General features: G+C 63.3%; 13 protein-coding genes and 2 tRNA genes. 7 read left to right on the forward strand and 8 right to left on the reverse strand.

The annotated features are described in order from the left end of the window. Window positions 1-269 precede the first annotated feature (269 nt). The 5 genes from mutS (at window position 270) to KLP40_RS08920 (ending at window position 5836) form a co-directional block, all read left to right on the forward strand. The gene (gene mutS, locus KLP40_RS08900; RefSeq protein WP_246558739.1) at window positions 270-2972 is read left to right on the forward strand and encodes a DNA mismatch repair protein MutS; all 2703 of its coding nucleotides are present in this window, start codon (window positions 270-272) and stop codon (window positions 2970-2972) included. A 277-nt stretch (window positions 2973-3249) separates the two neighbouring features. Further along, window positions 3250-3322, forward strand: a tRNA-Gly gene (locus KLP40_RS08905). A gap of 199 nt (window positions 3323-3521) precedes the next feature. Further along, window positions 3522-3604, forward strand: a tRNA-Leu gene (locus KLP40_RS08910). 315 nt (window positions 3605-3919) lie between these two features. Beyond that, on the forward strand, window positions 3920-4900 hold the full coding sequence (locus tag KLP40_RS08915; RefSeq protein WP_215593427.1) for an AAA family ATPase: 981 nt from the start codon (window positions 3920-3922) through the stop codon (window positions 4898-4900). Window positions 4901-5023: 123 nt separating this feature from the next. After that, on the forward strand, window positions 5024-5836 hold the full coding sequence (locus tag KLP40_RS08920) for a class I SAM-dependent methyltransferase (protein ID WP_215593428.1): 813 nt from the start codon (window positions 5024-5026) through the stop codon (window positions 5834-5836). 55 nt (window positions 5837-5891) lie between these two features. Here the strand turns inward: KLP40_RS08920 and KLP40_RS08925 are convergent, their stop codons facing one another. The 4 genes from KLP40_RS08925 to KLP40_RS08940 form a co-directional block, all read right to left on the reverse strand. Further along, on the reverse strand, window positions 5892-7157 hold the full coding sequence (locus KLP40_RS08925) for a lipopolysaccharide biosynthesis protein (RefSeq protein WP_215593429.1): 1266 nt from the start codon (window positions 7155-7157) through the stop codon (window positions 5892-5894). A 23-nt stretch (window positions 7158-7180) separates the two neighbouring features. Beyond that, window positions 7181-8395, reverse strand: coding sequence for a glycosyltransferase (locus tag KLP40_RS08930; RefSeq protein WP_215593430.1), 1215 nt, complete (start codon window positions 8393-8395; stop codon window positions 7181-7183). A gap of 170 nt (window positions 8396-8565) precedes the next feature. Beyond that, window positions 8566-10176 carry a T9SS type A sorting domain-containing protein gene (locus KLP40_RS08935; RefSeq protein ID WP_215593431.1) on the reverse strand — a complete coding sequence of 537 codons (1611 nt, stop codon included), beginning with the start codon at window positions 10174-10176 and terminating at the stop codon, window positions 8566-8568. 97 nt (window positions 10177-10273) lie between these two features. After that, complete coding sequence (locus KLP40_RS08940; protein ID WP_215593432.1) at window positions 10274-13090, reverse strand: TonB-dependent receptor; 2817 nt, start codon at window positions 13088-13090, stop codon at window positions 10274-10276. Between the two features lie 145 nt (window positions 13091-13235). Between KLP40_RS08940 and KLP40_RS08945 the strand changes: the two genes are divergently transcribed. Both KLP40_RS08945 and KLP40_RS08950 read left to right on the forward strand, forming a co-directional pair. Further along, on the forward strand, window positions 13236-14135 hold the full coding sequence (locus KLP40_RS08945) for a YicC/YloC family endoribonuclease (RefSeq protein ID WP_215593433.1): 900 nt from the start codon (window positions 13236-13238) through the stop codon (window positions 14133-14135). Window positions 14136-14471: 336 nt separating this feature from the next. Further along, window positions 14472-15017, forward strand: a complete 546-nt coding sequence (locus KLP40_RS08950; RefSeq protein ID WP_215593434.1) for a hypothetical protein — start codon at window positions 14472-14474, stop codon at window positions 15015-15017. Window positions 15018-15213: 196 nt separating this feature from the next. Here KLP40_RS08950 and KLP40_RS08955 read toward each other — a convergent pair whose 3' ends face one another. The 4 genes from KLP40_RS08955 to sov all read right to left on the reverse strand — a co-directional run bounded on the left by KLP40_RS08955 (window position 15214) and on the right by sov (window position 25055). Next, window positions 15214-16527 (reverse strand): M28 family metallopeptidase, encoded by a 1314-nt coding sequence (locus KLP40_RS08955; protein ID WP_215593435.1) that lies wholly within the window; start codon window positions 16525-16527, stop codon window positions 15214-15216. Then, the gene (locus KLP40_RS08960) at window positions 16524-16931 is read right to left on the reverse strand and encodes a VanZ family protein (protein WP_215593436.1); all 408 of its coding nucleotides are present in this window, start codon (window positions 16929-16931) and stop codon (window positions 16524-16526) included. Before KLP40_RS08960 ends, KLP40_RS08955 begins: the two co-directional genes overlap by 4 nt. Before the next feature lie 26 nt (window positions 16932-16957). Continuing rightward, window positions 16958-17338, reverse strand: a complete 381-nt coding sequence (gene gcvH, locus KLP40_RS08965; RefSeq protein WP_215593437.1) for a glycine cleavage system protein GcvH — start codon at window positions 17336-17338, stop codon at window positions 16958-16960. 214 nt (window positions 17339-17552) lie between these two features. Further along, the gene (gene sov / locus KLP40_RS08970; RefSeq protein WP_246558731.1) at window positions 17553-25055 is read right to left on the reverse strand and encodes a T9SS outer membrane translocon Sov/SprA; all 7503 of its coding nucleotides are present in this window, start codon (window positions 25053-25055) and stop codon (window positions 17553-17555) included. Between the last annotated feature and the right edge of the window lie 14 nt (window positions 25056-25069).

Genomic DNA, 25069 nt, shown 5'->3' on the forward strand with positions numbered 1-25069 from the left:
CATGCGAACTGGCTGCCCTCCTTACCGCCTGTCATCCTGAGCGGAGCGAAGGACCTTGTCACAATTGAACAGCCCCCTGCCCGGATCAATGTTTCCATGCCGGTCGTTTTGGTGTAATAAGGTCCTTCGCTCCGCTCAGGATGACAGTGCCGGCCCCCATATTCCTGAATCCCCATTTTTCCGTGAGAACCAAAGCCGCCGACCCCAACAAAAAGCCCGTCCGCACGCACGGCACGCTGGGCCCGCCCGCCGTAGCCGATACGCCGCTGATGAAGCAATACCACCAGCTCAAGCAAACCTACCCCGGCGCGGTGCTCCTGTTCCGGGTGGGCGACTTCTACGAAACCTTCGGCGAGGATGCCGTCACGGCCTCGCGCATTCTGGACATTACACTTACCAAGCGCGGGGCGGGCACCAGCTCCGAAACCCCGCTGGCCGGCTTTCCCCACCACTCCCTCGACACCTACCTGCCCAAGCTGGTGCGCGCCGGCCAGCGCGTGGCCATCTGCGACCAGCTCGAAGACCCCAAGCAGGCCAAGGGCCTCGTCAAGCGCGGCGTCACGGAGCTGGTCACGCCCGGCGTGAGTTTGCACGACAACGTGCTGGAGCGCCGCGCCAATAACTACCTCTGCGCCGTGCATTTCGGCAAGCACGAGGCCGGGGTGAGCTTCTTGGATATCAGCACCGGCGAGTTTCTGGTGGCCCAGGGCACTATTGATTACCTGGGCAAGCTGCTCCAGAACTTCCAGCCCGCCGAGGTGCTGTTCTGCAAGAAGAGCCGCCGCGAGTTCGAGGAGCACTTCGGGCCCGACTACTGCCACTTTGCGCTGGAAGAATGGGTGTTCGGCCACGATTACGGTCACGATTTGCTCACCCGCCACTTCAATACTACCTCCCTCAAGGGCTTCGGCATTGACGGGCTGCGGGAGGGCATCACGGCGGCCGGCTGCGTGCTGCACTACCTGGCCGAAACCAAGCACACCGACGTGGGCCACATCGGCAGCATCGGGCGTTTGGAAGAGGATAAGTACGTGTGGCTCGACCGGTTTACGGTGCGCAATCTGGAGCTGGTGCAGGCCCAGCACCCCGGCGGCGTGCCCCTCATCGACATCCTCGACCAGACCGTGACGCCCATGGGCGCGCGCCTGCTGCGCAAGTGGGTGGTGCTGCCCCTCAAGGAGCCCGCCCAGATCCAGCGCCGCCTCGATACGGTGGAGGCCCTGCTCCAGACGCCCGAGCTGCTGGAAAACCTGCTGACTCACCTGCGCCAGATCAACGACCTGGAGCGGCTGATTTCCAAGGTGGCCGTGCGCCGCATCAACCCCCGCGAGCTGCTGCAGCTGGCCCGGGCCCTGGAAGCCATCAGTCCCATCCGGGAGCAGCTGGCCGGCTCCGGTATCCGGGCCCTGCAGAAACTGGCGGATCAGCTCAACCCCTGCGCCGGGCTGCGCGAAGAAATTCAGGCCAAAATCCGGGAAGACGCGCCCATACTCACCAACCAGGGCGGCGTGCTACGCGAGGGTATCGACGCGGAGCTGGATGAGCTGCGCCGCATGGCCGGCTCGGGCAAGGACTACCTGTTCAAGCTCCAGCAGGACGCCAGCCGCGAAACCGGCATTTCCTCGCTCAAAGTGGCCTACAACAAGGTGTTCGGCTACTACCTCGAAGTCACGAACGCCCACAAGGACAAGGTGCCCGCCTCCTGGATTCGCAAGCAAACCCTGGTGAATGCCGAGCGCTACATCACGGAGGAGCTGAAAGTGTACGAGGAGAAAATCCTGCACGCCGAGGAGCGCCTGTTCGTGATTGAGCAGCGCATCTACACCGAGCTCGTGCTCACGGCCGCCGAGTACGTAACCCAGATTCAGCAGAACGCCCGCGCCATCGGCGTAGCCGACTGCCTGGCCTCCTTTGCCGCCACCGCCCGCCAGCACCGCTACGTGAAGCCCGTCGTGGACGATTCCACGGCCCTCGACATCAAAGCCGGCCGCCACCCCGTGATTGAGCGCCAGCTGCCTCCCGGCGAGCAATACATTCCCAACGACATCCGCCTCGACCAGGACGACCAGCAGATTGTGGTGATAACGGGCCCTAACATGGCCGGCAAATCGGCCCTGCTGCGCCAAACGGCCCTGATTGTGCTGCTGGCCCAGATTGGCTCCTTCGTGCCCGCCGACGCGGCCCGCATCGGCGTCATCGACAAGATCTTCACCCGCGTAGGGGCCTCCGACAACCTGAGCAAGGGCGAAAGCACCTTTATGGTGGAGATGACCGAAACGGCCAGCATCCTCAACAACCTCTCCGACCGCAGTCTGGTGCTGATGGACGAAATCGGGCGCGGCACCAGCACCTACGACGGCATCAGCATTGCCTGGGCCATTGTGGAGCACCTGCACAACGCGCCCCGGGCCCGGGCCAAAACCCTGTTCGCCACCCACTACCACGAGCTCAACCAGCTCGCCGACGACTGCCCGCGGGTGCGCAACTACCATGTGGCCGTGAAGGAGGCCGATGGACGTATCCTGTTTCTGCGCAAGCTGCGCGAAGGCGGTTCCGAGCACAGCTTCGGCATTCACGTGGCCCGCATGGCCGGCATGCCCACTTCGGTGGTGCTGCGGGCCAACGAAATCATGCACCACCTGGAGCAGGAGCGCGCTTCCACCGGCCTCGAAGCCGACCAGCCTACTGCCTTCGATGAGGTGCTGGCCGGCCTCGACGCGGAAGGCGGTCGGGTAGTGCCCCTCAATGGCCGCGCCGAAGCAGCGCCCGCCCACCGGGGCCCCAAAGCCCAGCCCGCTGCCTCCGTGCACAATGCCCCGCGCCCCAGCCTGCAGCTGAGTATGTTTGAGCCTGCCGACCCGGTGCTGGAAAAGGTGCGTGCGCTGCTCGAAAAGCTGGACGTGAACACGCTCACGCCCATTGAGGCCCTGCTCAAGCTGAACGAGCTCAAGCTGGCCGCCGACGGCCAGTAAGCTGGCCCGGCCGCCGGCCGGTTTTTTGCCCCGCCGGCTTTTGGGTTTCCCTTTTTTTGAGGGAAAAATTCCGGAAGCCGGCGGATCGAAAGGTAGCTGGGGGCGGGCAGGGGCCCGAAGCGGCAGGCTGCCAGGTGAAAATTTTCTGCCTGAAAATCAGCTGACAAAGCTCCTGGCGGGTGAAAAAAGCGGGTTTTTTTAGCGGGTGCGCTTGACTTCAGGGATTCTTCTTCTACCTTTGTCACATCAAAACGCCACTACGGCGCCAAGATCAAAAGCGAGAGTAGCTCAGTTGGTAGAGCGCGACCTTGCCAAGGTCGAGGTCGCGAGTTCGAACCTCGTCTCCCGCTCAAAAAGGATGTTTCTTCGGAAGCATCCTTTTTTTGTTTTCTGCCGGTACAGTTGCTGCCTCAAAAGCCTGCTTCGGGGTAATGGCTTCTCATAAGTGGCGGAAACAATACGGATTGATTGGAAAATTTGCAGTTACTTTGCCCTAGTTATCGAACCTGAGTAGCTATCCACCAGGTTTGAAAGGGTTCAAGGAGTTCAGCCAGAGTGGTGTAATGGTAGCCACGAGGGACTTAAAATCCCTTGTCTTCACGGACGTACGGGTTCGAGTCCCGTCTCTGGTACAAACGAAAAGCGCCGCCGATTATTCGGTGGCGCTTTTCGTTTGGCAGCAGTTGGGGGAGGATAAAAGGAAGAACGCAGTGGGCCTTCGGTAAGCAACCAGTGCTGCTCCTGGCCGGCTTGGCGCCGGCTGTTTGCGGAAATGCAAGCAAGGCTGCAGGGCCTGGATTTTGGAAGCGGTACTTATACTTCATGGCTTATTCGGCTGTTTCAACGCAGTTCTGGTGGGTGCCGGCGGTAAGTTGGTGGGGGCAATGGGAGGCAAGCGGCCCTGTTTTTCTACCTTTAAGGCCCTTGCCATGCTTTTTCCCGCTCCGATGCCTGCTGCTGCGCTGACTCCCAACGACTATCAACAGAAGATCAAACAGGCCTTTGCGGAAATGAGCAAGGTGGTAGTGGGCCAGCAGTACATGGTCAACCGCCTGCTCATCGGCCTCTTTACCGGTGGGCACGTGCTGCTGGAGGGGGTGCCGGGTCTGGCCAAAACCCTCACGGTGAGCACGCTGGCCAAGGTGCTGCACCTGCACTTCCAGCGCGTGCAGTTCACCCCCGACCTGCTGCCCTCCGATTTGGTGGGCACCATGATTTACAACCAGAGCCGCTCGGAGTTTGAGGTGAAGAAGGGGCCGATTTTCGCCAACCTGGTGCTGGCCGACGAGGTAAACCGCTCCCCGGCCAAGGTGCAGAGTGCCCTGCTCGAGGCCATGCAGGAAAAGCAGGTGACCATCGGCGACACGACGTATCCGCTGGATCTGCCCTTTCTGGTGCTGGCCACCCAGAACCCGGTGGAGCAGGAGGGCACCTACCCGCTGCCCGAGGCCCAGGTCGACCGCTTTATGCTGAAGGTGTACGTGGACTACCTCAAGAAAACCGACGAGCTGGAGGTGATGCGCCGCATGGCTAACATGAGTTATGTGGGGGCCGTGAACCCGGTTCTGACCCGGGAGGACATCTTCGGCATCCGTCACCAGATCAACCAGGTGCAGATTTCCGAAACCCTGGAGAAGTATATTATTGAGCTGGTGTTTGCCACCCGCAAGCCCGCCGAGTACGATTTGGCCGAGTTTCAGCAGTACCTGCAGTTTGGTGTGAGCCCCCGGGCCAGCATTGCCCTGCACCGCGCCGCCAAAGCCGTAGCCTACTTCGATGAACGCGACTACGTGCTGCCCGAGGACATCAAGGAAGTGGCCGCCGACGTGCTTAACCACCGCATCCTGCTCAACTACGAGGCCGAAGCCGACGGCATTCGCACCCAGGATATGATTGAAGCCATCCTGCGCAAAGTCCCGATTAGCTGACGGTGAAAGGGGGAGGTGGTAAAACGGGGAGTTTGACGTTCAAGCCAACCCATTGTGCTGCCTGCGCCACAAAAGCCAGCCAAACAGCAGAATCACTATTCCACCACCTCATCATTTCACCGCTTGTCGAAGCTGACGAAAACCCTGCGCGGGCTGGCCAGTCTGGTCCGGAACCCCTGGCTGCTGAACCACGTGCTGGCCGCCGACGAAACGGCCTGGCAGCAGCAAGCGTTAGGCCACACCGCAAGCCGGGGCGTAACGCCGGCGGGCCTGCCAGTGGTGCAGCTGTCCGCGCTGCTGCCGGCGGCTGGCGAAACCGTGAGCCCATTTGCTTTCCGCGACGGCGGCTCGTTGCCCACGGATCTGGTCCTGTTGCGGGCGCTGGCCCGACAGCGGCCGGGGTGTCGGTATTTTGAAATCGGGACGTGGCGGGGCGAAAGCGCGGCGAATGTGGCGGCCGTGGCGGCGCAGGTGCACACGCTCAACCTGGCAGCCACCGAACTGCGCGCGTTGGGCCTTTCGGAGCGCTACATTGAATTGCACGGCTTCTTCTCGCGGCCCCTGCCCAACGTCACCCACCTGCACGGCAACTCGGCCACCTTCGATATGGCGGCGCTGGGACATTTCGACCTGATTTTCATCGATGGGGACCACCGCTATGAGGCTGTGCGCACCGACACGCGCCGGGTGTTTGAGCACCTGGTCGGGCCCGATACGGTGGTAGTCTGGCACGATGCCAGCCGCCAGCCCGGCCAGCCCCGCTGGGAAGTGCTGGCCGGCCTCCTCGACGGGCTGCCCACCACCGCCCCGGGCCAGCTGACGCAGGTCGCCAATACGCTCTGTGCCCTCTACTCGCCCCGCCCGCTGCTCCCCCAGGCCCCCGACCCGCTGGCCGACCCCCATCCGGTTTTCGAGGTGACGGTGCGAACCATTTAGCAGTTGTCGCGCGGGGGCTTCGGGTTGCCCGGCGCGCCGGTCGTTTCGGCGGGTTTTACCGCCGCCTTAGCAGCCGCCAGGCGTGGGTGAGGTCAGCGGGGCCGGGCAGAAAGGCCGTGAGGCCGAGGCCGGTAGCGCGGCGGAAGTGCCAGATGAGAAAGGCCGTGGACGCGCAGTAGGAGAGGGTGGCCGCCAGGGCCGCGCCCCGGATGCCCAGTTTCGGAATCAGCAGCAGCCCGCCCAGCAGCGTGACGGCCAACCCCACCACCGACGCGGCGTTGTTGAGGCGGTACCGGGCCCGACCGGCAAAAAAGCTGCTCACCAGCATCTGAATGGCCATGACCACCGAGCCGGGGGCCAGCAGCTGCATCACGGCCTGGGCCGGCCCAAATTCTCGGCCGAAGATGGTCGTGAGCAAAGCGGGCGGCACTGCCACCAGCACCAGCACCGCCGCCGCCGTGGCCAGCACCGTGAGCCTCCCTACCCGCAGCGCGGAGTCGGGCAGCGGCTCTCCGGGGTGGGCGTTCACCAGATCCACGTACTGCACCAGGGCGGCGCTGCGCGGAATCAGCCAGATGGCTTCCATCAGCGCCACGCCCACCGACAGGATGCCCACGGCCCGGGTATCGACGAAGTAGGCCACGAAGTAGTAGCCGAGGCGGTAGTTGGCGAAGGCCAGAATGTTGGAAAAGTGGGCGCCCCGGCTGTGGCGGGCCAGTTCCCGGGTGGTGGCCCGCAGCCGCCGGCCCAGACGCCGCCGGCGGTCGGGCAGGCGCAGCAGGGGGAGCAGGCTCAGCAGCCACGGCAGCCCGAAGCCCAGGTAGGCCGCGTAGTAGTAAGTTTCCACGCTCAGCCAGGCCCCGCCGAACCGGAAGGCCGCCAGCAGCGCCCCGGCCAGCAGGGCCACCTGGGCCAGATTGAATAGGTTATAGAGACCTTCCCGGCGGCGGCCCAGCAGCAGGGCGGTATTGATGGAGAAGAAGGCTTGCAGCAAGCTCAGCAGCCCCAGGTGAAGCAGGTACGCGGCCCCCGGCTCTCGCAGCCCGGCTACCAGGGCCGTGCCCAGCCCACACACCGCCGTAGCCCAGCCGTAGGCCGGCAGCAGCAGGTGCCAGAGGTTGCGGCGCGGGGCCAGGTAAATCAGCGAGGAGCCGCCCAGCAGCCCGATGAACAGCAGGATGGCCGCGCAGTCCGTCACGAACAAACTCACCGCCCCGCGCCCCGCCGCGCCCAGGTAGCGCGCCGTCAGCCACACCACCCCGAAGCTGAGCAGGGCCGTGAGCAGGCGGGTGGCAAAATTCTGAATTATGCGGCGCAGCATAGAGAGTAAAAAAATGCTGGCCGCTAAGAGCCGGTAACTGGAGAAGGAAGGAGCAACAGCGCCTGGTATAGCCGGGCGAATTGCCGGCCTACGGGCTGGTACCCGCACCGCTGCTCCGCATCCTGCCGCAACTGATCAGGCCGGTACTGAAAGCTCTCGGTCAGTACTTTGTCAAGGGCCAGGTAGAGCGCTGACTCATCGTCTGGTTGAACCAGGATTCCGAAAGTATTGGTGGGCTGAAATAGCTCCGGGACGCCACCGGTAGCGGGGCCCACTACCGGGCAGCCGGTTGCGCGGGCTTCCAGCAGCACGCACCCAAACGTTTCGGCCCGGCTGAAGGACACCAAGGCCGTAGCCTGCTGCATTTCCCTGGCTACGGCGGAATGCGGAAGCTTTCCCATGAAGCAGACTGTGCCATCGGCCACTAGGCCCAATTCGGCACTACGCTGTCGGATGAGCTCTTCGTCGGGGCCGTAACCGGCCAGCCGCAGGGTTACGGACCGGCCGGCCCGCCGTAGCTGGCTTACCACCCGCAGAATGCCGGAAATATTCTTGACCGTTTCGTGAAAGGCCGAAACCACCAGCAGCCGGTGGGGCTCCCGGGGGGCCGGCGGCAGGCGGAACAGGTCAGTATCGACAACATTGGCAATTACCACGGAGTGCGGATGAACCAGGCCCAGGGCGCTCATGGCTTCGCGCAGGTTTTCTGATACGGTGTGCAGGGCCGACGCCCGCCGTACCACCAACCGGGACATCCACCGCCGGACCCGGCCGATGCTACCGGCCCGGGCGGGCAGGTAGCGCGTCCAGTGTTCCGTCACGAGGTAGGGAATCCGGTACCGCAGCCGCAGCCAGAGCGCCCACAGGCCCGTGCGTAGCAGCACGTGCACGTGCACCAGCCCGGGCCGGTGGCCCCAGTACTGGCACACGCGGCGGTAGCCCCGGCGCTGACCCCAGAAGTAGAGGCCCAGCTTGAGCACCTTATCCAGCGGGGCCAGGCCGGTGGGCCGGGCGCGGTAGTAGTAGCGCCACACGGGCACCGGGCCGCTGAAGTCCGCTTCCTCCTCCAGCAACTTACCGAGCGGACCCCGGGCCACGGCCGCAAATACCACGGCGCTGTGCAGGGGCTGCTCCGGGGTGGCGGCGCCGGCAATGGCGGCCACGTGCCGGGCCACGAAGTCGCCGTCCTGGTCGTCGTAGCGGTTCGGGTACCATTTGGGCAGGTGCAGGACGCGCATGGGCGGAATCGGGAGCAGGGGAAGAGAAAAGTGGCCGGCCGTCAAAAGTACAACGAACCCCCGGAGCCGCCCCGGGCAACGGTACCAGGCAGGCCCCGGGCGGCCGCCCGGCAATAAAAGAGCCGGCTGCCCCAAGGCAGCCGGCTCGGATAGTATAGAATAAGGAGAATCTACCGGGCTACCACGAAACGCACCGACTGGCTGGTTTCGTTGGTGGTTACCACGGCCAGGTACACGCCCGCCTGCAGGTTGGCCGGCAGCGCTACCGACTGGGTGCCGGCGGTCAGCTTACCGTCGGTCAGCAGAGTAGCCACCTGGCGGCCGGTCAGGTCCAGGATACGCACGCTGGCAGTGGTGCTGCGCTTGAGGTTGAAGCTGAGCTGGGCCGCCCCGGCGGTGGGGTTGGGAGCCACGGCCAGCTGCTGAAGCTGGTCGGAGGCCGACTTGCGGCTGAGCGTGATGCCAGCGGTGTAGGGCGTGGTCTGAGGATCGAAATTCGTCCAGCCCTGGGTCCAGTCGGTGGTTCCGAAGGCGCCCCGGTAGGTAACCTGCTCAAAGAACGGGTCGGCCACTTTCGGGTCGGTGAAGCTGGCGCCGGTGAGCAGGGGCGAGCCCGTGGTGGGCAGCTTCAGCGGGTTGGTGAGCGTGTAGGTGCCGGGCTCCAGCAGCAGGCTGCTTTCGGCTGCGTACACCGTGTTGGCGCGGCTGGCTTCCTCGAAAAAGCCCTGCACACCGAACGTACCCCCCGATTGCTGGGCGAAATTGGTGGGTATGCCGGCCAGCACCACGTTGCGCAGCTGCAGGCTGCCGCCGGTGGCGTTGGCCTGGGAGGCGGTGCCGTCGAGCAGCAGGCCCGTGCGGTAGCCGGTGAAGACCGAGTTGAAGATGGAAGTGGCCGAGTTGCGACGCAGATGCATGGCGCTGCGCACGTTGCTGTTCAGGTCGGCGGTGCGCTCCACCATGTCGGTCACGTTAGAGAAAACCGGGGCGGTTTGCGGTAGAATGGCGCTGCCGTTGCGGTCATTGTCGGTTTCGAAACCGTTGGAGCCCGATACGTCGCCGATGTTGGGGTCGCGCAGGGAGTAGGCAAACTGCACCCGGCCGCTGAAGCCGTTGTCGCAGTCCCAGTTGTCGTCGAGGGTGCGGAAGGCCACCAGGTGCTTGGCATCCACGGTGCCGCCAAACCACTCAAAGGCATCGTCGCCGGAGTAGGAAATCTGCACGTAGTCGATAACAGTGCCCTTGCCTACGCCGCCCAGAGTCAGACCGTTAATCTCGGTGTCGGGCGCAAAAGCAATGCCGGGGAACTCAATGCGCACGTAGCGCAGCACACCGGAGTTGTCGTTGGCATCGGTGCCGCCGAAGTTGGAGTCCGGGGTTGCTTCCACGCTGGGATTGGTCTGGTTGACGGGAGCTGCCCCGGCAATTACAATTCCGCCCCAGTCGCCGCGGCGGCGGTTGCCCGGCGTTTCGTTCGACGTGAACACGATGGGCTGCTGGGCCGTGCCATCGGCCATGAGCTTGCCGCCCCGCTGTACGACCAGCGTGGCCTTGCTGGCTTTATCGCCCTTGATGATGGTACCCGGCTCAATGGTGAGCGTGGTGCCCGGCGTCACGTAGATAAAGTTGCTTTTCAGCAGGTAGATATTGCGGTTCGACCAGGTGGTGTTCGTGGTAATATTCGTGGTCACTTCCACCACCGGGGCATTTTGAGCCAGCGCACTTAAGGAGCCAGTCAGCAGGGCAACCGCCGTAAGAACAGGAAGTAAAATCTTTTTCATGGGGAAAGGAAACAGAGTAGTTGAACAATGGAACAAAGGTCAGGCGCATAAACGCCCGCCAGGGCATGGCGGGCGTTATGTTATTGTTAGGGGCGTGTTACCGTTTTGCCGTCAGGCGGTACACCACGCCCAGCGTGTAGTAGGAGCCGCGGCGGAAGGAGGAGAAAACGGGGTCGGCGGAGGTCACGCGCTGGTTGAAGTCGTTGTCGCGCACCAGGCGGGTGGGCTGGTTGAGCACGTCCTGGATCCCGACGCGCACATCCAGGCGCCGCGCTACGGTTTTGGTAACGGTCAGGTCGAGCACGTTGCGCGGTACTTCGTAGAGGCTGCCGTTGTCGCGGTTGCCCACGAAGGCGATGCGCGGGCCAATCACGTTGTACTGCACCGACGTCTGCCAGCCCCGCTCATCGTCCTGGTAGAACAGGCCGGTGTTGATAACGTAGGGCGACTGGCCCTGCAGGGCGCGGTTCTGGATCTGGCTGCTGTTGGCTTCCTCATCCAGGCGCACGTTGCTCTTGATGAGTGAGGCGTTGAACACCACGCCCAGGCGGCGCAGCACGGCCGACGACGATTCGGCGAAGGTTTTGCGGGCTTCCACTTCCAGGCCGTAATCGTAGGCCTGCCGGGCGTTCACGTAGCCCAGCGTCAGCAGGTCGCCGGTTGCTTCCAGAATGATGCTCTCCACGGGCCGGTCGAAGTGCTTGTAGAAGGCGGCCACGGAAATCATTTCGGAGCGGGACGGGTAGAACTCGTAGCGCAGATCCGCATTGTAAATAGTCGCCTCCCGCAGCCGCTCGTTGCCTTCCACCAGCCAGTTGTTGGCGAAGTCGAAATACTGGAAGCGGGCCATTTCCCGGAACTCGGGGCGGTTGACGGTGGTGCTGCCGGCCAGGCGCAGCAAGGAGCGCTGGGTGAAGTTGTAGGCCGCGTTCAGCGAAGGCAGCACCACGGTGCGGGTGTAGCCCCCGTTGAACTCAGACGCGGAAGGCACCTCAATGCGGCGGCGGTTGTTTTCCAGGCGCACCCCGCCCGAGACGTTGAATTTGTCGGACAGCGGGGCCACCAGGCTCACGTAGGAGGCCAGCAGCCGGTTGGAGCCCTCGTAGTTGTCGGTGGGGCGGGTGCCTTCGCTGGCAATGAGGCCCGTTACGGGGTCGAAGTTTTCGGGGCGGAAGATGGTTTCAATGCCCTGCTGCTCGATGCTGCGGTCAAAGGTTTCCTCGTTGCCGCGCACGTTGGAGAAGAAACGCGCATCGAAGCCGCGGTCTTTGTTTTCGGCATAGGCGCCCACGCGCAGCTTGTATTCGTTGGCCTTGGTGGTGTCGCGGCCGGCCCAGCGGTGTTCCAGCTGGGCGCTGCCGGCTACGGTGTTTTCTGTCAGGGTCGAGAAGAAGCGGCTGGCCTCGAACAGGTTGCCCTGGGCCGGCAGCTGAATGCGGAAGGGCTCCGTGTCCGGGTCGCTGAGGTAGCGCAGGGAGCGGTAGCGGCGGTAGTCGGGCTCGTTGCGGTTCACGTAGTTGTAGCCCCCGAGCCAGGTGAGGGTAGTGCGCGGGGCCACCTCGTGCGTGCCCTGCAGCTGCCCCGAGTAGATGGTGCGGCTCTGGTAACGCAGGGCAAAGTCGCGGCGGTCCTGGTCGCGCTCCAGGTAAGCGCCGCTGCGGGCTACCACCTGGTCCTGGCTCATCTGGTTGAGGAAGTTGCGGAATTCCAGCCGGTGCCGGTCGTTGAGGCGCAGCTGCCAGTTATGAATCAGCCCCAGGCGCACGTTGGTGTTCGACTGCCGGTCGATAAACTCGTACTTGGGTTTGAACCGGCCATCGTCTTCGCGCTGCAGCTCGTAGTCGTTGCGCGTCACGTTGTACTGCTCGCGCGTGTTGCTGTAGGAGAGCGAGGTAACGTTGCTCAGGTAGGCGCTGCCGATTTCATACTTGCGGAGCAGACCCAGGGACAGGCGCAGATCCGGCAGGGCCTGGCCGGTGCGGGCCACCCAGTCGTTGCGCAGGCTCTGGCCGAAGGCGGCGGCTTCCGGCCGCGTAACGCCCTGGCCCACTACCACGCTGCCCGGCGTCTGGTCGGGCAGGGCCCGCTGGCCGCTGTCGAAACCCAGCGCATCGGTGCTGCTGCCCTGGGTGCGGCTGAAATCCTGAAACGTGGTGCCCGCCCGGTAGGAGGAAGAAAGGGAAAACGACGTGCTGTTCTCCAGCACGGAGTTTTTGGTGTACACTTTCACTACCCCGCCCGCGAATTCGCCGGGCAGGTCGGGCGAGCCGGATTTGAAAATCAGCACCCGATCAATCACGGAGCTGGGCAGGATGTCGAAGGAAAAGGCCCGGGTATCAGTTTCGGCGGAAGGCGTGAGGGCGTCGTTGAGCATGACCGTGTTATAGCGCTCGGCCAGGCCCCGCACCACCACGAAGTTGTTGCTCTGAATGGTTACGCCCGGAATGCGCTTGACCACCTCCGAGGCATCGCGGTCCATGGTTTTCACAATCTGGTCGTTGCTCATGCCACTGACGACCACCTCGGCCTTTTTCAGGTCCTGAATCATGGCCACTTCGGTGCCGGTCTGTTTCTGGCCGGTTACTACCACTTCCTTCAGGGCCTGGGCATTTTCTTCCAGGGAGCCGTTGAGGGTCGTTTTCTGGCCCGCCTGAATCACAATGCCCGGGAAGGTGAGGGATTTGTAGCCGATGGACTGCACGCTGATGGTATAGGTGCCCGGGGTTACGCTCAGCGAGTACGTGCCATCCAGCTCAACGGGCGCCGCCGTGGTGGTGCCCGTCACGATGACCGTAGCGCCGATGGCACCTTCGCCGGTCTTCTGGTCGAGGATTTTTCCCGCCAGCGTGCCCTGTTGGGCCCAGAGCAAGTGGCTGATAGTCAGGAAAAAAAACAGTAGAAAAATGCGCCGCATACAGGGGTCGGAAAAAGTTTCACAAAGCTAGACCCGGGCTGTTATGCTAATATTGCGGACGTATTACGCTTGTGTTACAGCCTCGCTAACCCATTCACTTTCTGCTGGAAACCGCTACTTTTGCGGCCACTTTGCCCCTCCCCCCATGCTGCAGTCCATGACCGGCTACGGAATTGCTACCCGCGAAACCGACCATTACGCCGTTACCGTTGAAATTAAGTCGCTCAATTCCAAGACGCTGGACCTGAGTTTGCGGCTGCCACGCTTTCTGCAGGACCGGGAGCTGGAAATTCGTAATCTGGTGGCCCGGAGCCTGATCCGGGGCAAGGTCAACCTGAATCTGGACTTCACGCGCCCCCGCGCCACGGGCACGCCGACGGCTTCCCTGGTTAATCACGAGGCCCTGCTGGCCGTCTGCCAGGAGCTGCAGGCCCTGAGCCTGCGCACCGGCTTTTCGCTGGAACAGGTAACGGCCGTGGCCCACGCCCTGCCCGGTTCCCTGCGTATTCCGGCGGAGGGGCTGGCCACCGCCGAGCAGGAGGAGGAGACTTCCTGGGAGGAACTGCTGCCCCTGCTGCAGGACGCCCTGGACCGCGTTAACCAGTTCCGCCGGGACGAGGGCCAGGCGCTGACCACCGAAATCCTGGGCTACGTGGACCGCATCCGGATTTTGCTGGCCGATGTGGAACGCCACGACCCCACCCGCATCGAGCAGGTCCGGCAGCGCCTGCAAACCCACCTGGCCGACATCGCGGCCAACGAGCACTTCAACTCCGTGCGGTTTGAGCAGGAGGTGCTGCACTACATTGAGAAGCTGGACATTGCCGAGGAAAAGGTGCGGTTGGTCAACCATTTGCACTACTTCACCGAAACGGCCGGCCTACCCGAACCCACAGGCAAGAAATTAGCGTTTATTTCGCAGGAAATTGGTCGCGAGATCAATACCATCGGTTCCAAAGCCAACGACTCTACCGTCCAGCATCTGGTGGTGAGCATGAAGGAGGAACTGGAGAAAATCAAGGAACAGATCAACAACATTCTCTAAATACCATCGTCAGTTCCGGATAAGCCAGAGCGTGTCAAATTGAACTATGCGGCTATTATTCTGCATAGTCTATTCTTGATATAGTTTTGGGATTTTTCGAGGGTGGTCAGCGGATGATGCTAGGGTTCGAAAAAATAAAAAAGTGCCTTCATTTCATTTGATGCGTGTTTCTGCCTTTAGAATGCGCAGCCAACCAGCAGGAGATGAGGTTATTTTTTTGTAAATAACTTGCCTTTTTGATTTTTGTACGTAAATTGTGTTATCCAAACAGAGGTAGCTTATTCTCCGTTGGATCACCTTCAGCTTTTGACTTCCATCTTTTTTCAGCCTACTACTATGAAAAAAGCCTTACTTACCGCCCCCGTAATCTGCCTGATGCTGTTGCTGATGGCGGCTCGTCCTTTCGCCGAAGTAGAGCTCGTGAAGAAGCGCGTGCTGAGCGAGCGGGTTGAAATCCTGATTCCGAAAGGTTTCGAGGTAATGAGTGAGCAGCAGATGGACTTCAACTACGCGAAGTCGCAGAGCCGCCCCAGCGTTATCTACACCAACAGCAAAGAAGCCAGCATCGCCTTCTCGTACACGGACAACACGGCCGATCAGGATATGATCGACATGTACCAGGATAACTTCTACAAGATTTACGCCAAGCAGTTCAAAGAAGCCAAGTGGTTCAACCACGGGGTAAAAGAGGTAAACGGCCGTAAGGTGGGTTACCTGGAACTGATGAAGCCCGAAATCGGCCACGAAGTGTACCAGCTGATTTTCTTCACCGACGTGGAAGGCAAACTGCTCATGTGCACCTTCACCTGCGCTGACCGCCAGAAGCCGGAATGGGAGAACGTAGCCAAGCAGATCATGGGTTCGTTCAAAGCCAACGGATAAGTCCAGACGACTTTCCATTCATAAAGCAAGTATCCCGGAATTGTCAACACTTGGTTGACGGTTCCGGGATACTTGCTTTAGCGCGTTTCTCAGTTTACGTAGTAGCAAACCAGCCGCCGGTTCAAGGTGTGTCCCACTACTAAAAAGCCGGCTTCGGGGGCGAATTCCACTGCCCACCGCGCCCGGGCAGCCGTTCTTACTTCGTGCTGGGAGCCGCACCCTGTCCGTTCAGAAAATCGCGAAGCAGGCGAAATACCGGGCCGAAAGCAGTTAGTGACAGCGTTTCAGACCGATCCAGGACGTCGTGATAGGCGGGACTGCCGCCGCGGGTGTAAAAGAAGAAGGCCGGTACGCCCCGCTCGGAAAAGTAGTAGTGGTCGGAGTTGGCGGCGCGGCCCCGGGCGGCAAGTGAGCCGACGTACTGCTGCTGCGCGTTCAGGTGCTGGAGTTGCCGGAACGGCTCTTCAAACACCCGGCCGTTGACAACGGTGAGTCCATCGTCACCTGTGCCCAGCAGGTCGAGGTTGACCAGAAACCGGATCCGGGACAGCGGAATCCACGGATGCTCCACGAAGTAGCGGGAGCCAAGGAGCCCGGCCTCTTCGGCCCCGAAGGCCATGAACACCACGGAGCAGGCCGGCCGATGGGCCGGCTGAGCGTAGTAGGCCGCCAGTTCCAGCAGCATGGCCACGCCACTGGCGTTGTCGTTGGCACCGGGAAAGTAAGTGGCGCACCCCAGCCGGCCCAGGTGGTCGTAGTGGGCAGATACTACCAGGAAAGAATCGGGCCGGGCCGTGCCGGGCAGGTAGCCGATAACGTTCTGGGTGGGGTAGGCCGCAAGTAAGCGCGCCTCCAGTTGCAGCGCCACCGTACGGGCCGGAGCCGGCCAGCTGCTGGCCAGCACTTCCAGCCGGGGTTGGGGCTGCTGCTCCCCGGCCAGGCTGGCCGTGAGCTTCGGAACCAGGGTGATGCGGGCCGCCGCGGCAGCCAGGTGAGCCTGAACCGGAGCCGGCAGGGAAGGTAGGCGTCGGGCCTGGGCCTGGGTGAGTACCAGCACCGTGCCGGCGAGCGGAGTGGCCAGCAGTGCGGTCCGGGCAGTAGGTTGGGTAAAGATGAGCGTATCGAGCAACCGCACGGGGCCGCGTACCGAGCCGGAACCACTGGCCGCGTCGGCAATGAAATCGAGACCAGGCCGCAGGGGCTGCTGGTTTACGGCCAGGGCTGCCCGTCCCGGAAACGTGTTAATGGGCAGGGTGAACGGCTGGTAATAGCCGGCCGAGGTCAGGGGCAGGAGTCCGAGGGCCCGAAACTGCTTTTGCACAAACCGGGCGGCGCGTTGTTCGCCGCGGTTGACGTAGCCGCGGCCGTGCAGGGCCGGCGAGGCGAGGCAGGCGATGGTTTGCCGGGCCCGACGCAGATCCTGGGCCGGGGCCGGCGGGGCGAGCAGCCCCCGGGCTCCCAGCAAAGCCAGCAGGACCAGCAGGCGGAAACGGGAAGAACCGGAAGTCATTGCCAGAAGCGCCGGGTGAGCCACATCAGGGCGGTGCCAGCCAGTACGCCGAGGGCGTCGCTGAGGATATCCGACCACTCGCCGTTGCGGCCCAGGTCCATCCACATCTGCAGCATCTCGATGACGGTGCCCATCCCGATGGCCGCCACCGCTACGGTGCTGAAGGCCCGGTGGCGCAGGCCCGGCCACCACCGCTGCCGACGGGCCGAAAAGGTAGCCAGCACCGTCAGCACCCAGAAAACAAAGGCGTGGGCGGCGGTATCGAAGGCCAGCAGCTCCCAGTGGGGCGTTACCGGCATGGAGCGGGCCGGGGTGAGGGTGCTGGTCAAAATAAACGCCGCCCAGGCCAGCGGCAGGGCCACAAAGGCCCGCCGGGGTGGCGTGGGCGGCGCGGAGGCTGGCATAGCCAAGCAGCAGGAAACGGGAACGCCTAGGCGCCCACCAGCTCGCCGTAGGTTTCCGACGTCAGCAGGCCGTCGAGCTCAGCGGGGTTGCTGATGGACAGCTTGATCATCCAGCCGTCGCCGTAGGGGTCGGAGTTGACCAGCTCGGGGCTGCCATCGAGTTTGTCGTTGATTTCGAGCACGGTGCCGCTGATGGGGCTGAACAGGTCGGAAACTGTTTTCACGGCTTCCACGGTGCCGAAGATTTCGTCCTGAGCTACCTCTTTGTCGAGCGTGTCGATGTCCACGTACACGATGTCGCCGAGCTCCTTCTGGGCGTGGTCGGTGATGCCGATGAAGGCCACGTCGCCTTCAACGCGGATCCATTCGTGCTCTTTGGTGTACTTCAGGCTGGCGGGCAGATTCATGGGGCAGTACTAAGTAGTGAGGGTGAGGAAGCGGTGCCGTTACGCACCGCGCCAAAAGTACAAGGTAAAGGCGAGATGGTTCAAGGGGAGGTGGTGAAATAGTGAAATGGTGAGGTGGCAAGTTTGAGGTTTGCCAATCCTGATTGCACCACCTGCGCCGCCTGATCTTAGGAACCTCAAACTCACCACCTCACTATTTCACCATCTCTCTTTCTTACTCCGACAGGCTGTAACGGAGCTGAATGCCGCCTTCGGTGGCCGTGTTGCGGAAACCGTTCACCCGGGGCGCCGTGATGTTCTGGGTAAAGAAGAACTGCAGGTTCAGACGCTGGTTGAGCACGTAATCGATGGTGGGCCGCAGCTGAATCTGGCGGGTGCCGTTGGTGACGGTACCCGCAGCCCGGCCGACAGAAGCAGGATTGGTGGCCGTGGCCTCGCTGGGGTCCACCACGTCCAGAATGGCCCGCTGCACGGCGTAGTTGTCGCTGATGCTCAGGTCGAGGCGGGCGTTGAGCTCGTTGCGCAGGATGCGCTGCTCGCCCCCGATACGGAAGGGCAGCTTGAGCCGGTTGGTGGCAAACCCCACGCCAATCACCATATCGGTGCGGCGCAGCTCCGTTACCTGGGCGTTGGAAGTGTTCAGGCCCAGGGTACGGTCGATGCGGTACTCCAGGTTGCCGGTGAGGCGGCCGGTGGTCTGGAACCGGGCCCCGATCAGCGGGGCCAGCCGCTCGGCAATGGATACCTGCCCGACGAGATAGTAGGGAATCACGAACTGGGTAGACTGGTTGACGCGGTCGGGCAGGCCGGCGGGCTCGTTCGGGTATTCCACCGACGTGGTGTAGCCCGCAATGTTATAGCTGGAGGAATACACGTGGTTGAGCGTGAACGAGCGGAAGTAGCGCTGCACGAAAGGCAGCTGCGACAGGCCGTTGTAGGCGATATTCCAGTTGGGCAGCGGAATCTTGATGCGCGGCTGGAAACCTTCGGCCGTGTAGCTGTCTGAGGAGCGACCCTGGTAGGCGTCGCGGAAGGCCTGGAGCAGCACGTCCTGGGAGTTGTAGCCGTAGTTGCCGCCGGTGCCGCGGGCATCCTGGGCCGTCTGCAGCCGGGCCTGCACCGCCTGGCGGTTATCCACAAAGCGGTTGAAGGCCTTCGACGTTACGCCCTCGCTGCTCAAATCCCCGAACAGCGTCTGGATGGAGACGAAGGAGACGGTGAACGTGCCGGTACCCAGGTTGTTGCTGGCAGTGGGGATGTTGCTGATGGGCTCGAAGGTGGTTTCGTCTACCACCGTGCGGTAGAACACGGCCCGGTTGCGCACCGCGTTCTTGCGGGCATCGAGCTGAACGGTGAAGTCGCGGATGGGCTCCAGGGTGGTGCGCAGGGTCAGGGCTTCGGTTTCGAGGGAGCTGAGCGGGGTGTTCAGGTACTGGCTGCTGTTGGTGTACCAGTCGTTGCCGTACGCTCGGTTGAAGAGGTTGTCGAGGCCCGGCTGCTGACCCAGGATAAAGGGCAGGCCCGGGGCCTCAAACCCGTCGTTGAATCCAAAGAAGCGGGTGTTGGGCAGGTAACCCGGCAGCAGCGTGCCGGCCGAGTTGGTGTAGGTGAAGTTGAGGGAACGGGCCGTCATCAACGAGCGCAGAATGGCCTTGAGCACCCGCAGCTCCGGGCCCTTTGCCGAGTCGGCGGGGGCCGCGTCGGTTACGCCCACCTGGCCGGGCTTGGCCGTTTTGGGGTCGAGTTTGGCGCGGGGCTGGGGCGGCGGGGCGTTGTTGATGATGTTGAGGAAGCGCACCTTGTTGTAGAGCTTCACCAGGTCAATCTTGCCGTTGGCACTGCGCTCCTGGTTGTTCTGAATGGTATTGCCCAGCTGCAACGGCACGGTGGTGGTATCGGTGAGGTCGGCCGGGTTGCGGGGCGCGCGCAGGGCCGTGGAAGCGGCCTGCCAGGTGTAGTTGCCCGCGTAGCGCACGTCGGCCGAGAGCCAGTCGGTGAGCGGGAACTTATCCAGGGGTAGGCGGTAGGTCAGGGCCACCGTCTGGTTGAAGTTAGTGGTGCGCCCGCCCCGGCGGAAGAGGTTGTCGCGCAGCTGCTGGCGGTTGCGCTGGGCCTCGTCGGAGTCGCCGATGCTGCGGCCCACGCCCTCGTCTACCACGGCGCGGTTGGTGGCCGTGTAGTCCAGGGCCAGGGCCTTGGTCAGGTCCCAGCGCAGGTCGTAGATGCGGTTAAAGAAGAACGACTTCTGGAACACGCCCGGAATGCCGTCCGTAACGGGCACCTGGCCGGGCTCCAGGGTGCGCTGCAGAAACCGCTCGTTGTAGCGGCGGTCCAGGTCGGCGCGGAAGGAGAAGCGCGAGGGCAGAGGCGTGAAGTTGACTTCCTTGAACAGGGCCAGGTAGGGCGAGTCGAAGGCCTTCACCTGGGCCAGGGGCGTGTAGTTTTTGGGCGTGGCCTGGTACACGTAAGCCAGGGCCCCGGTGTAGGTGCGCGTGTAGTCGCGGTCGGTGCGGATGTCGGTGTGCAGGCGCTCGGTGAGCGAGTAGCTCAAAGCGAAGTTCTCGATGTCGTAGGGCCGGATTTTGCGCTCGGGGTTGGTGCGCTCCTTGCGCACGTTGAGCAGGGAAACGCTGCGCTGGCTGGTCTGGTCCACCACTTCCTTGCGGTAGGCGGCCTGCTCCTGCTCCGTATCAAACTTCTTCAGACTCTGGGTGAGCTTGGTGTCGGGGTCGAGGGGGTCGTACTTGGGGGCCCGGGTTTCGATGCCCGCCTGCAGCAGCACCGGCACGCGCAGGCCCAGCTTCTCGGGGAAGAACTTCTCGGCCGCCACGGTGGCATTGATGTCGCCGCGGGCGATGTTGTCGGTGGAGCGTTGCTGGGGTTTGTCCTGGAGGCCCCCGAAGCCGGTGGTCAGGTAGCTGCCGGTGGCCGTGATGTTGGCCACGTCGGCCAGCTTGGTGTTGAAGCGGGCGGTAGCAGCCCAGCCGCTTTCGTTGTCGAAATCCAGCACCCGCAGCTCGTTGGCCCAGAGCGTGAGCGACTTGTTGGCCCCGTCGTCCTTGGGGTTCAGGATGCCAATCATGGCGCCCTGCACCGACGACAGATCGGGGTTGCCCACGATGGTGATGGAGGAGCCGTCGGGGAAGGTCTGCACGAAGGGCCGGGTGTAGTCGATGCCCGAGGTGGCCTGGGCGTTGCGGGCCGCCTTGGCATCAATGAAGCGCTGCAGCGGCAGATCAACGCGGTTTTCCAGGGGCCACACCTCCTCCACCGACCTCTGGCCGGGCTTGGTGATGGTCAGGGGCAGGGCGTATTCGTAGTAGTTCTGGATGTAGTCGGTGCCGATGCGCACGAAGGCCCGCACGCCCCCGCGCTGGTTGCCGTCGGGAATGCCGCGCTCCTGGGTTTCGGCGTGCAGGAACAGGCGCAGCCGCTTGTAGCGGAGCATGTTCAGGCTCAGGTTCTTGTACGCCGCCTTCGAGAAACCGTCGCGCAGGCCGCCCACCACCAGGCGCAGGCTCTGCTCGTTCTGCTGGCGGTTGACGGTGCTCGAGCCATACTCCCGGTCGCGGCGGATGTTGGGGGGCAGCACGTAGGGGATGGTGCTGGTGCCGGCCACGCTGGCCAGGCCGTTTTCCTCCAGGCCCACCGTCGAGATGTTGAACTCGTCGGCGTCGGTGTCGGGGTTGACGATGGTGCCGGGCTCGGCAATCTTGTTGAGGTAGCGCCGCCACTGGTTGGCCACAAACTGGGGCTGCACCATGCGCAGCACCACCGGCTGCTGCCAGCCCGTGAGGTACATGCGCAGGAAGCGGATGGACTTGAAGCCGAAATCCTGGCCGGCGGGCACGCCCACCACGCCCGTGGGGGAGCGCACCGGAATCCGGAACTGGTACCAGGTCACCTGGTCCTTGTCGCTGTCGGTGATGGTGGCCGTGACTTTGTCCACGATGAAGTTCTGGCCCACTTCCAGCGTGCCGGGGCGCAGGCGCATGCGGTACTCGTAGTAACGCTCGGCGTCGGAAAGCACGTTGTCGCGGTTCAGGTCCTCCTTGTCGGGGAAGGCCGTGGAGCTGAGCTGGCTGCCCTCGGGCGAGTTGCCCTCCATGCCGTTGAAGTCCTTGTAGCGGGCCAGAATCTTGGCATCCGCCTGGTCGTAGCTCGCGTCGAGGTGGTGGCGGAAGTTGTCGGCGGCCGGGTCGGGCACGGCCTGGTAGCCGGTAAACCGGGCCTGCTCGTCGGTATCGTTGATGCCGTCGAGGCCCACGTCCTGACGGGCGCGGGCCCCGGGGGCGGCGCTGAAGGCGTCGGTCAGGAAGGGGCGGCGCGAGGCCAGGCCCCAGGCCGTGGGAGTCGTTTCGAGCGGTACATCGGCCGGATCGGGCGGAATGCCGTTTTCGAACTCGTACTGGTTGTTGTCTTCCAGCACATCCTCCGATACCGAGCCCAGGTTGATGTACAGGTCGCCGCCGGTATTGTTGTTGGCGGCGTGGCCGTCGTTGTCAATCACCCGGCCGTTGTCGGTGGTAATGAAGGGGTCCAGGAGCCAGAACTCGAGGTACTCCACGTTGGCGTTGTCGAAATCAGTATCGAAGGTGATTTCGCGGGAAATAGCCGCCTGCCGGGTGGCGTTGGCGGCGGCGGTGGTTTCGGCAAAGAAGGTGGGCCGGGCCGGGTCGAAATCGGGGGTGTAGTTGTACTGGCCGCGCTGGTCGGGGAAGTAGGCCAGGTCGAAGGTCGTCTCGAAGGAGTTGCCGGTGGTGCCCACGTCGCGGTTGGGGAACACCTCCGTGCGCCGGATGCCGCGCACGTAGTGGTTCTTCAGGTCGCCGGTCCCGATGTTGCCGGGCTTGCTCGGGCCGTTGCTGTAGTACGTCTGGTCGACGGTGTACCAGGCCAGCTTGGCGCGGTTGTAGGCCACGCCCAGGCCGGTGGCCGTGCCCCGCAGGGGCAGGGGCGTAGCCCCCAGCCGCCACGTTACGGCCGAGTTGATGCCGCCCAGCGTGTAGGGCGTGCGGGCATTCTCGAAGTCGTCGAGGTAGGAAACGCCGTTTTCGCCCCCGCTGTCGCCGCTGCCCAGCTTGCTCTGGGCTGGCAGCAGCTGCGCAAACTCGCCGCTGAACGATACGGTCGAAATCTCCTTGGTCGAAATGAAGGGCAGCGCGTCGAGGTACTTGGTCAGGGCCCGCGACTCGCGGCGCACGTTGACGTCGAAGCCGTAGATGGTGTTGTTGTTGGGCTCGTCGCCGATGTTGACGCGGTTGATGCCCGGGGCCTGGTTCTCGCGCAGGTGCAGTACCGTGGCCCCGAAGTTCATGTCGGGCGACACCCGGTAATCGAAGCGGGCACCCAGCAGCCGGCGGGGCTGCACCTGCACCAGGGCGTTCTTCTCGAACTCCACCCGCAGCTCGTTGGCCGAGTTGAGGTAGGCCGGGTTCAGGATTTTCACGATGGCCTGGTCGTAGAATACCTGGTAGTCCACGCCTTCCTGGAGCAGGGTGCTGCCGGCGCGCACCCGCACCGAGCCCTCGGCAATACCGATGCCGGGCAGGTTGATTTCGCTGGTGCTGGTGGCCTGGAACCGGCCGCGCAGGTAGAACTTGTCCTTTTCCTGGCGCTGCTGGGCGTCGCTCTGCACCTGGTTGTAGAGCTCCCGGTACACGTACTTGTCGAGCAGCTCGGGCTCGGCCAGGCTGTCGAAGCGGGCGGCCAGGTAGCTGCCGAAGGGCTCCACCTCGGGGAAGATGATTTTGCCCAGCTCGGTATCCACCGTGATACCCGGGAAAAAGTCGAAGTTGCCGTCGGGGTTCCGGTCGTTGTTGGGGTTGACGTTGTCGAGGTTGAAAACTTCGATCAGGGGCCGGTTGGCAATCTGCTGGCCTTCCTTGAGCGAAATCAGGTCAACGCCCGTGATGTCGTCCTTGTAAATGAGCTGAAGCTGGAAGTTGTCGCGGTTGAGCTGGTTGGCATTCAGGGGATAGATGTTCTTCATCATCAGATCCCAGGTGGGCAGGTTGCCGGTGAGCAGGGCCGGGTTGTTGGTGGCCGGGTTGGGATTGAACCGGGGCAGGTTCACGCTGGGGTCGTTGAAATCGACCAGGCCCACGCCGGGGTTGGTGGCCTTGAGCATCTTCAGGAAGATGACCTGGTTGGGACCCACCTGGGCGTAGTCGCTCTGCACCTCGCCCACGGTGTAGGTCTTGCCGTTGAAGATGTACTGGTACGACACGCCCAGCACCTGCTCGGGCAGCAGCTGGGTATTAAGCGAGAGGTAGCCCAGCTGGGGGTTGTAGGTGTACTCGCGCGGGTCGAGCTTGCGGGCCCGCACGTGCTCGAAATCCTTGTTCTTCTCCAGGTCCAGCGTGCCGGCCAGGGCGTTGTCAATCACCAGCTCGTCGCGGAAGTTGCCCAGGTTGCGGATCTGGGTCAGCTCGGTGTTGGCCTGGTTATCGGCCAGGGCATTGGGGCCGGCGGCGGTCAGAAACTGCTGGCGGTACACGCGCCGGGGTTCGGCCAGGTCCATGAGCGTGACCACGTTGCGCAGGTTGTCGCTCTGGCGGTTGTCGTTGGTAATCCAGACTTCGAGGTAGGTGATGTTGACCCCGCTCTGGATGGTGGGCAGGTTGCGCAGGGAGGCATCGTACCGGTCGCGGAAGGCCTGGCTCAGGAAAAAGTGCCGGTCTTTCTCGTACTGGCTGGCCTTGATTTCGAAGGGCCGGCTCTGGCCCCCGTTCTGGATGCGCACCTCGTCGGCCTGGCCCCGCAGGGTACTGGCAATGGTGGTCACGCCCAGGCGCCCGAACTGGAACTGGGCCTTCACCCCGAACAGGTTCTGGGCCCCCGTGATGAGGGAGTTGTTGAGCGGCAGGCTCACGTTGCCCAGCTCTACTTTGCGGATGATGTCGGTATCGAAGCCCGTGTAGTCTAGCTTCATGTTGTTCTCGAAGTCGAAGGCCGCGCGGGTGTCGTAGTTGAACGTGAGGCGCAGCTTTTCCCCAATCTGACCGCTCAGGTTGAGGTTCATGTTCTGGTCGAACTGGAAGTCGGCCACCTTCTGCTGGCGCAGCGTGAGGGTGGGGTTTTCATTACGGTTGCCGCGGTAGCCCAGGCGCAGCGTCACGGCGCCCTGGGGCCGGATATCCACGTAGCTGCCCCCGAAAATGCGGTCGGCCATGGGGCCGAGGTAGATTTTGGGAATCAGGCGGCGGTTGCTGGCCTGGTTCTGGTCGCCGGCCACGCCGCCGTTGGACCGCTCCCGGAAGTAGTCGCGCACGGCCTTGCGCTGCTGCCAGCGGGCGTATTCCTCGAATGTCATGCGGCTCGGGTCGCGGAAGTCCAGCTCGGAGCCGATGCCTTCCCGGACGTCGAAGTTTTTCAGGCTGTCGTCGGCCTGCACCTCCAGCTGCACGTTGCTGGGCAAAGGCAGCACCAGCGGGGAGCGGCGGCGCTGGGTCGAGAACCGGGAGCCGCGGCGGTCCTCCGGGGCCACGCGGGGGCGGGTGCCGGGACGGTAGCGGGTGGTATCGGTGCGGGGCGTATCGGCGGCAAAACCCGGGGCCAAAGTCGGGCGTACACCCGTCGGCAGCCAGGCGGCCCAGAGCTGGCGCATGGCAAACGGCGCGGCCCCACCCGCCAGCGGCAGCGCCTGGGCCCACCAGGCCACCAACGATACCAGGGCCACCAGGGCGGTAGCAGAAAACTTCTTACCGGTAGTCAAGCGTCAATATCGGT

The organism is Hymenobacter piscis (assembly GCF_018760735.1).
GTDB classification, from domain to species: Bacteria; Bacteroidota; Bacteroidia; order Cytophagales; family Hymenobacteraceae; genus Hymenobacter; species Hymenobacter piscis.

Coding starts and splice junctions, on each gene's coding strand:
- mutS (WP_246558739.1), top strand. CDS start 270: ATGAAGCAATACCACCAGCTCAAGCAAACCTACCCCGGCGCGGTGCTC.
- KLP40_RS08915 (WP_215593427.1), top strand. CDS start 3,920: ATGCCTGCTGCTGCGCTGACTCCCAACGACTATCAACAGAAGATCAAA.
- KLP40_RS08925 (WP_215593429.1), bottom strand. CDS start 7,157: ATGCTGCGCCGCATAATTCAGAATTTTGCCACCCGCCTGCTCACGGCC.
- KLP40_RS08930 (WP_215593430.1), bottom strand. CDS start 8,395: ATGCGCGTCCTGCACCTGCCCAAATGGTACCCGAACCGCTACGACGAC.
- KLP40_RS08935 (WP_215593431.1), bottom strand. CDS start 10,176: ATGAAAAAGATTTTACTTCCTGTTCTTACGGCGGTTGCCCTGCTGACT.
- KLP40_RS08940 (WP_215593432.1), bottom strand. CDS start 13,090: ATGCGGCGCATTTTTCTACTGTTTTTTTTCCTGACTATCAGCCACTTG.
- KLP40_RS08945 (WP_215593433.1), top strand. CDS start 13,236: ATGCTGCAGTCCATGACCGGCTACGGAATTGCTACCCGCGAAACCGAC.
- KLP40_RS08950 (WP_215593434.1), top strand. CDS start 14,472: ATGAAAAAAGCCTTACTTACCGCCCCCGTAATCTGCCTGATGCTGTTG.
- KLP40_RS08955 (WP_215593435.1), bottom strand. CDS start 16,527: ATGACTTCCGGTTCTTCCCGTTTCCGCCTGCTGGTCCTGCTGGCTTTG.
- KLP40_RS08960 (WP_215593436.1), bottom strand. CDS start 16,931: ATGCCAGCCTCCGCGCCGCCCACGCCACCCCGGCGGGCCTTTGTGGCC.
- gcvH (WP_215593437.1), bottom strand. CDS start 17,338: ATGAATCTGCCCGCCAGCCTGAAGTACACCAAAGAGCACGAATGGATC.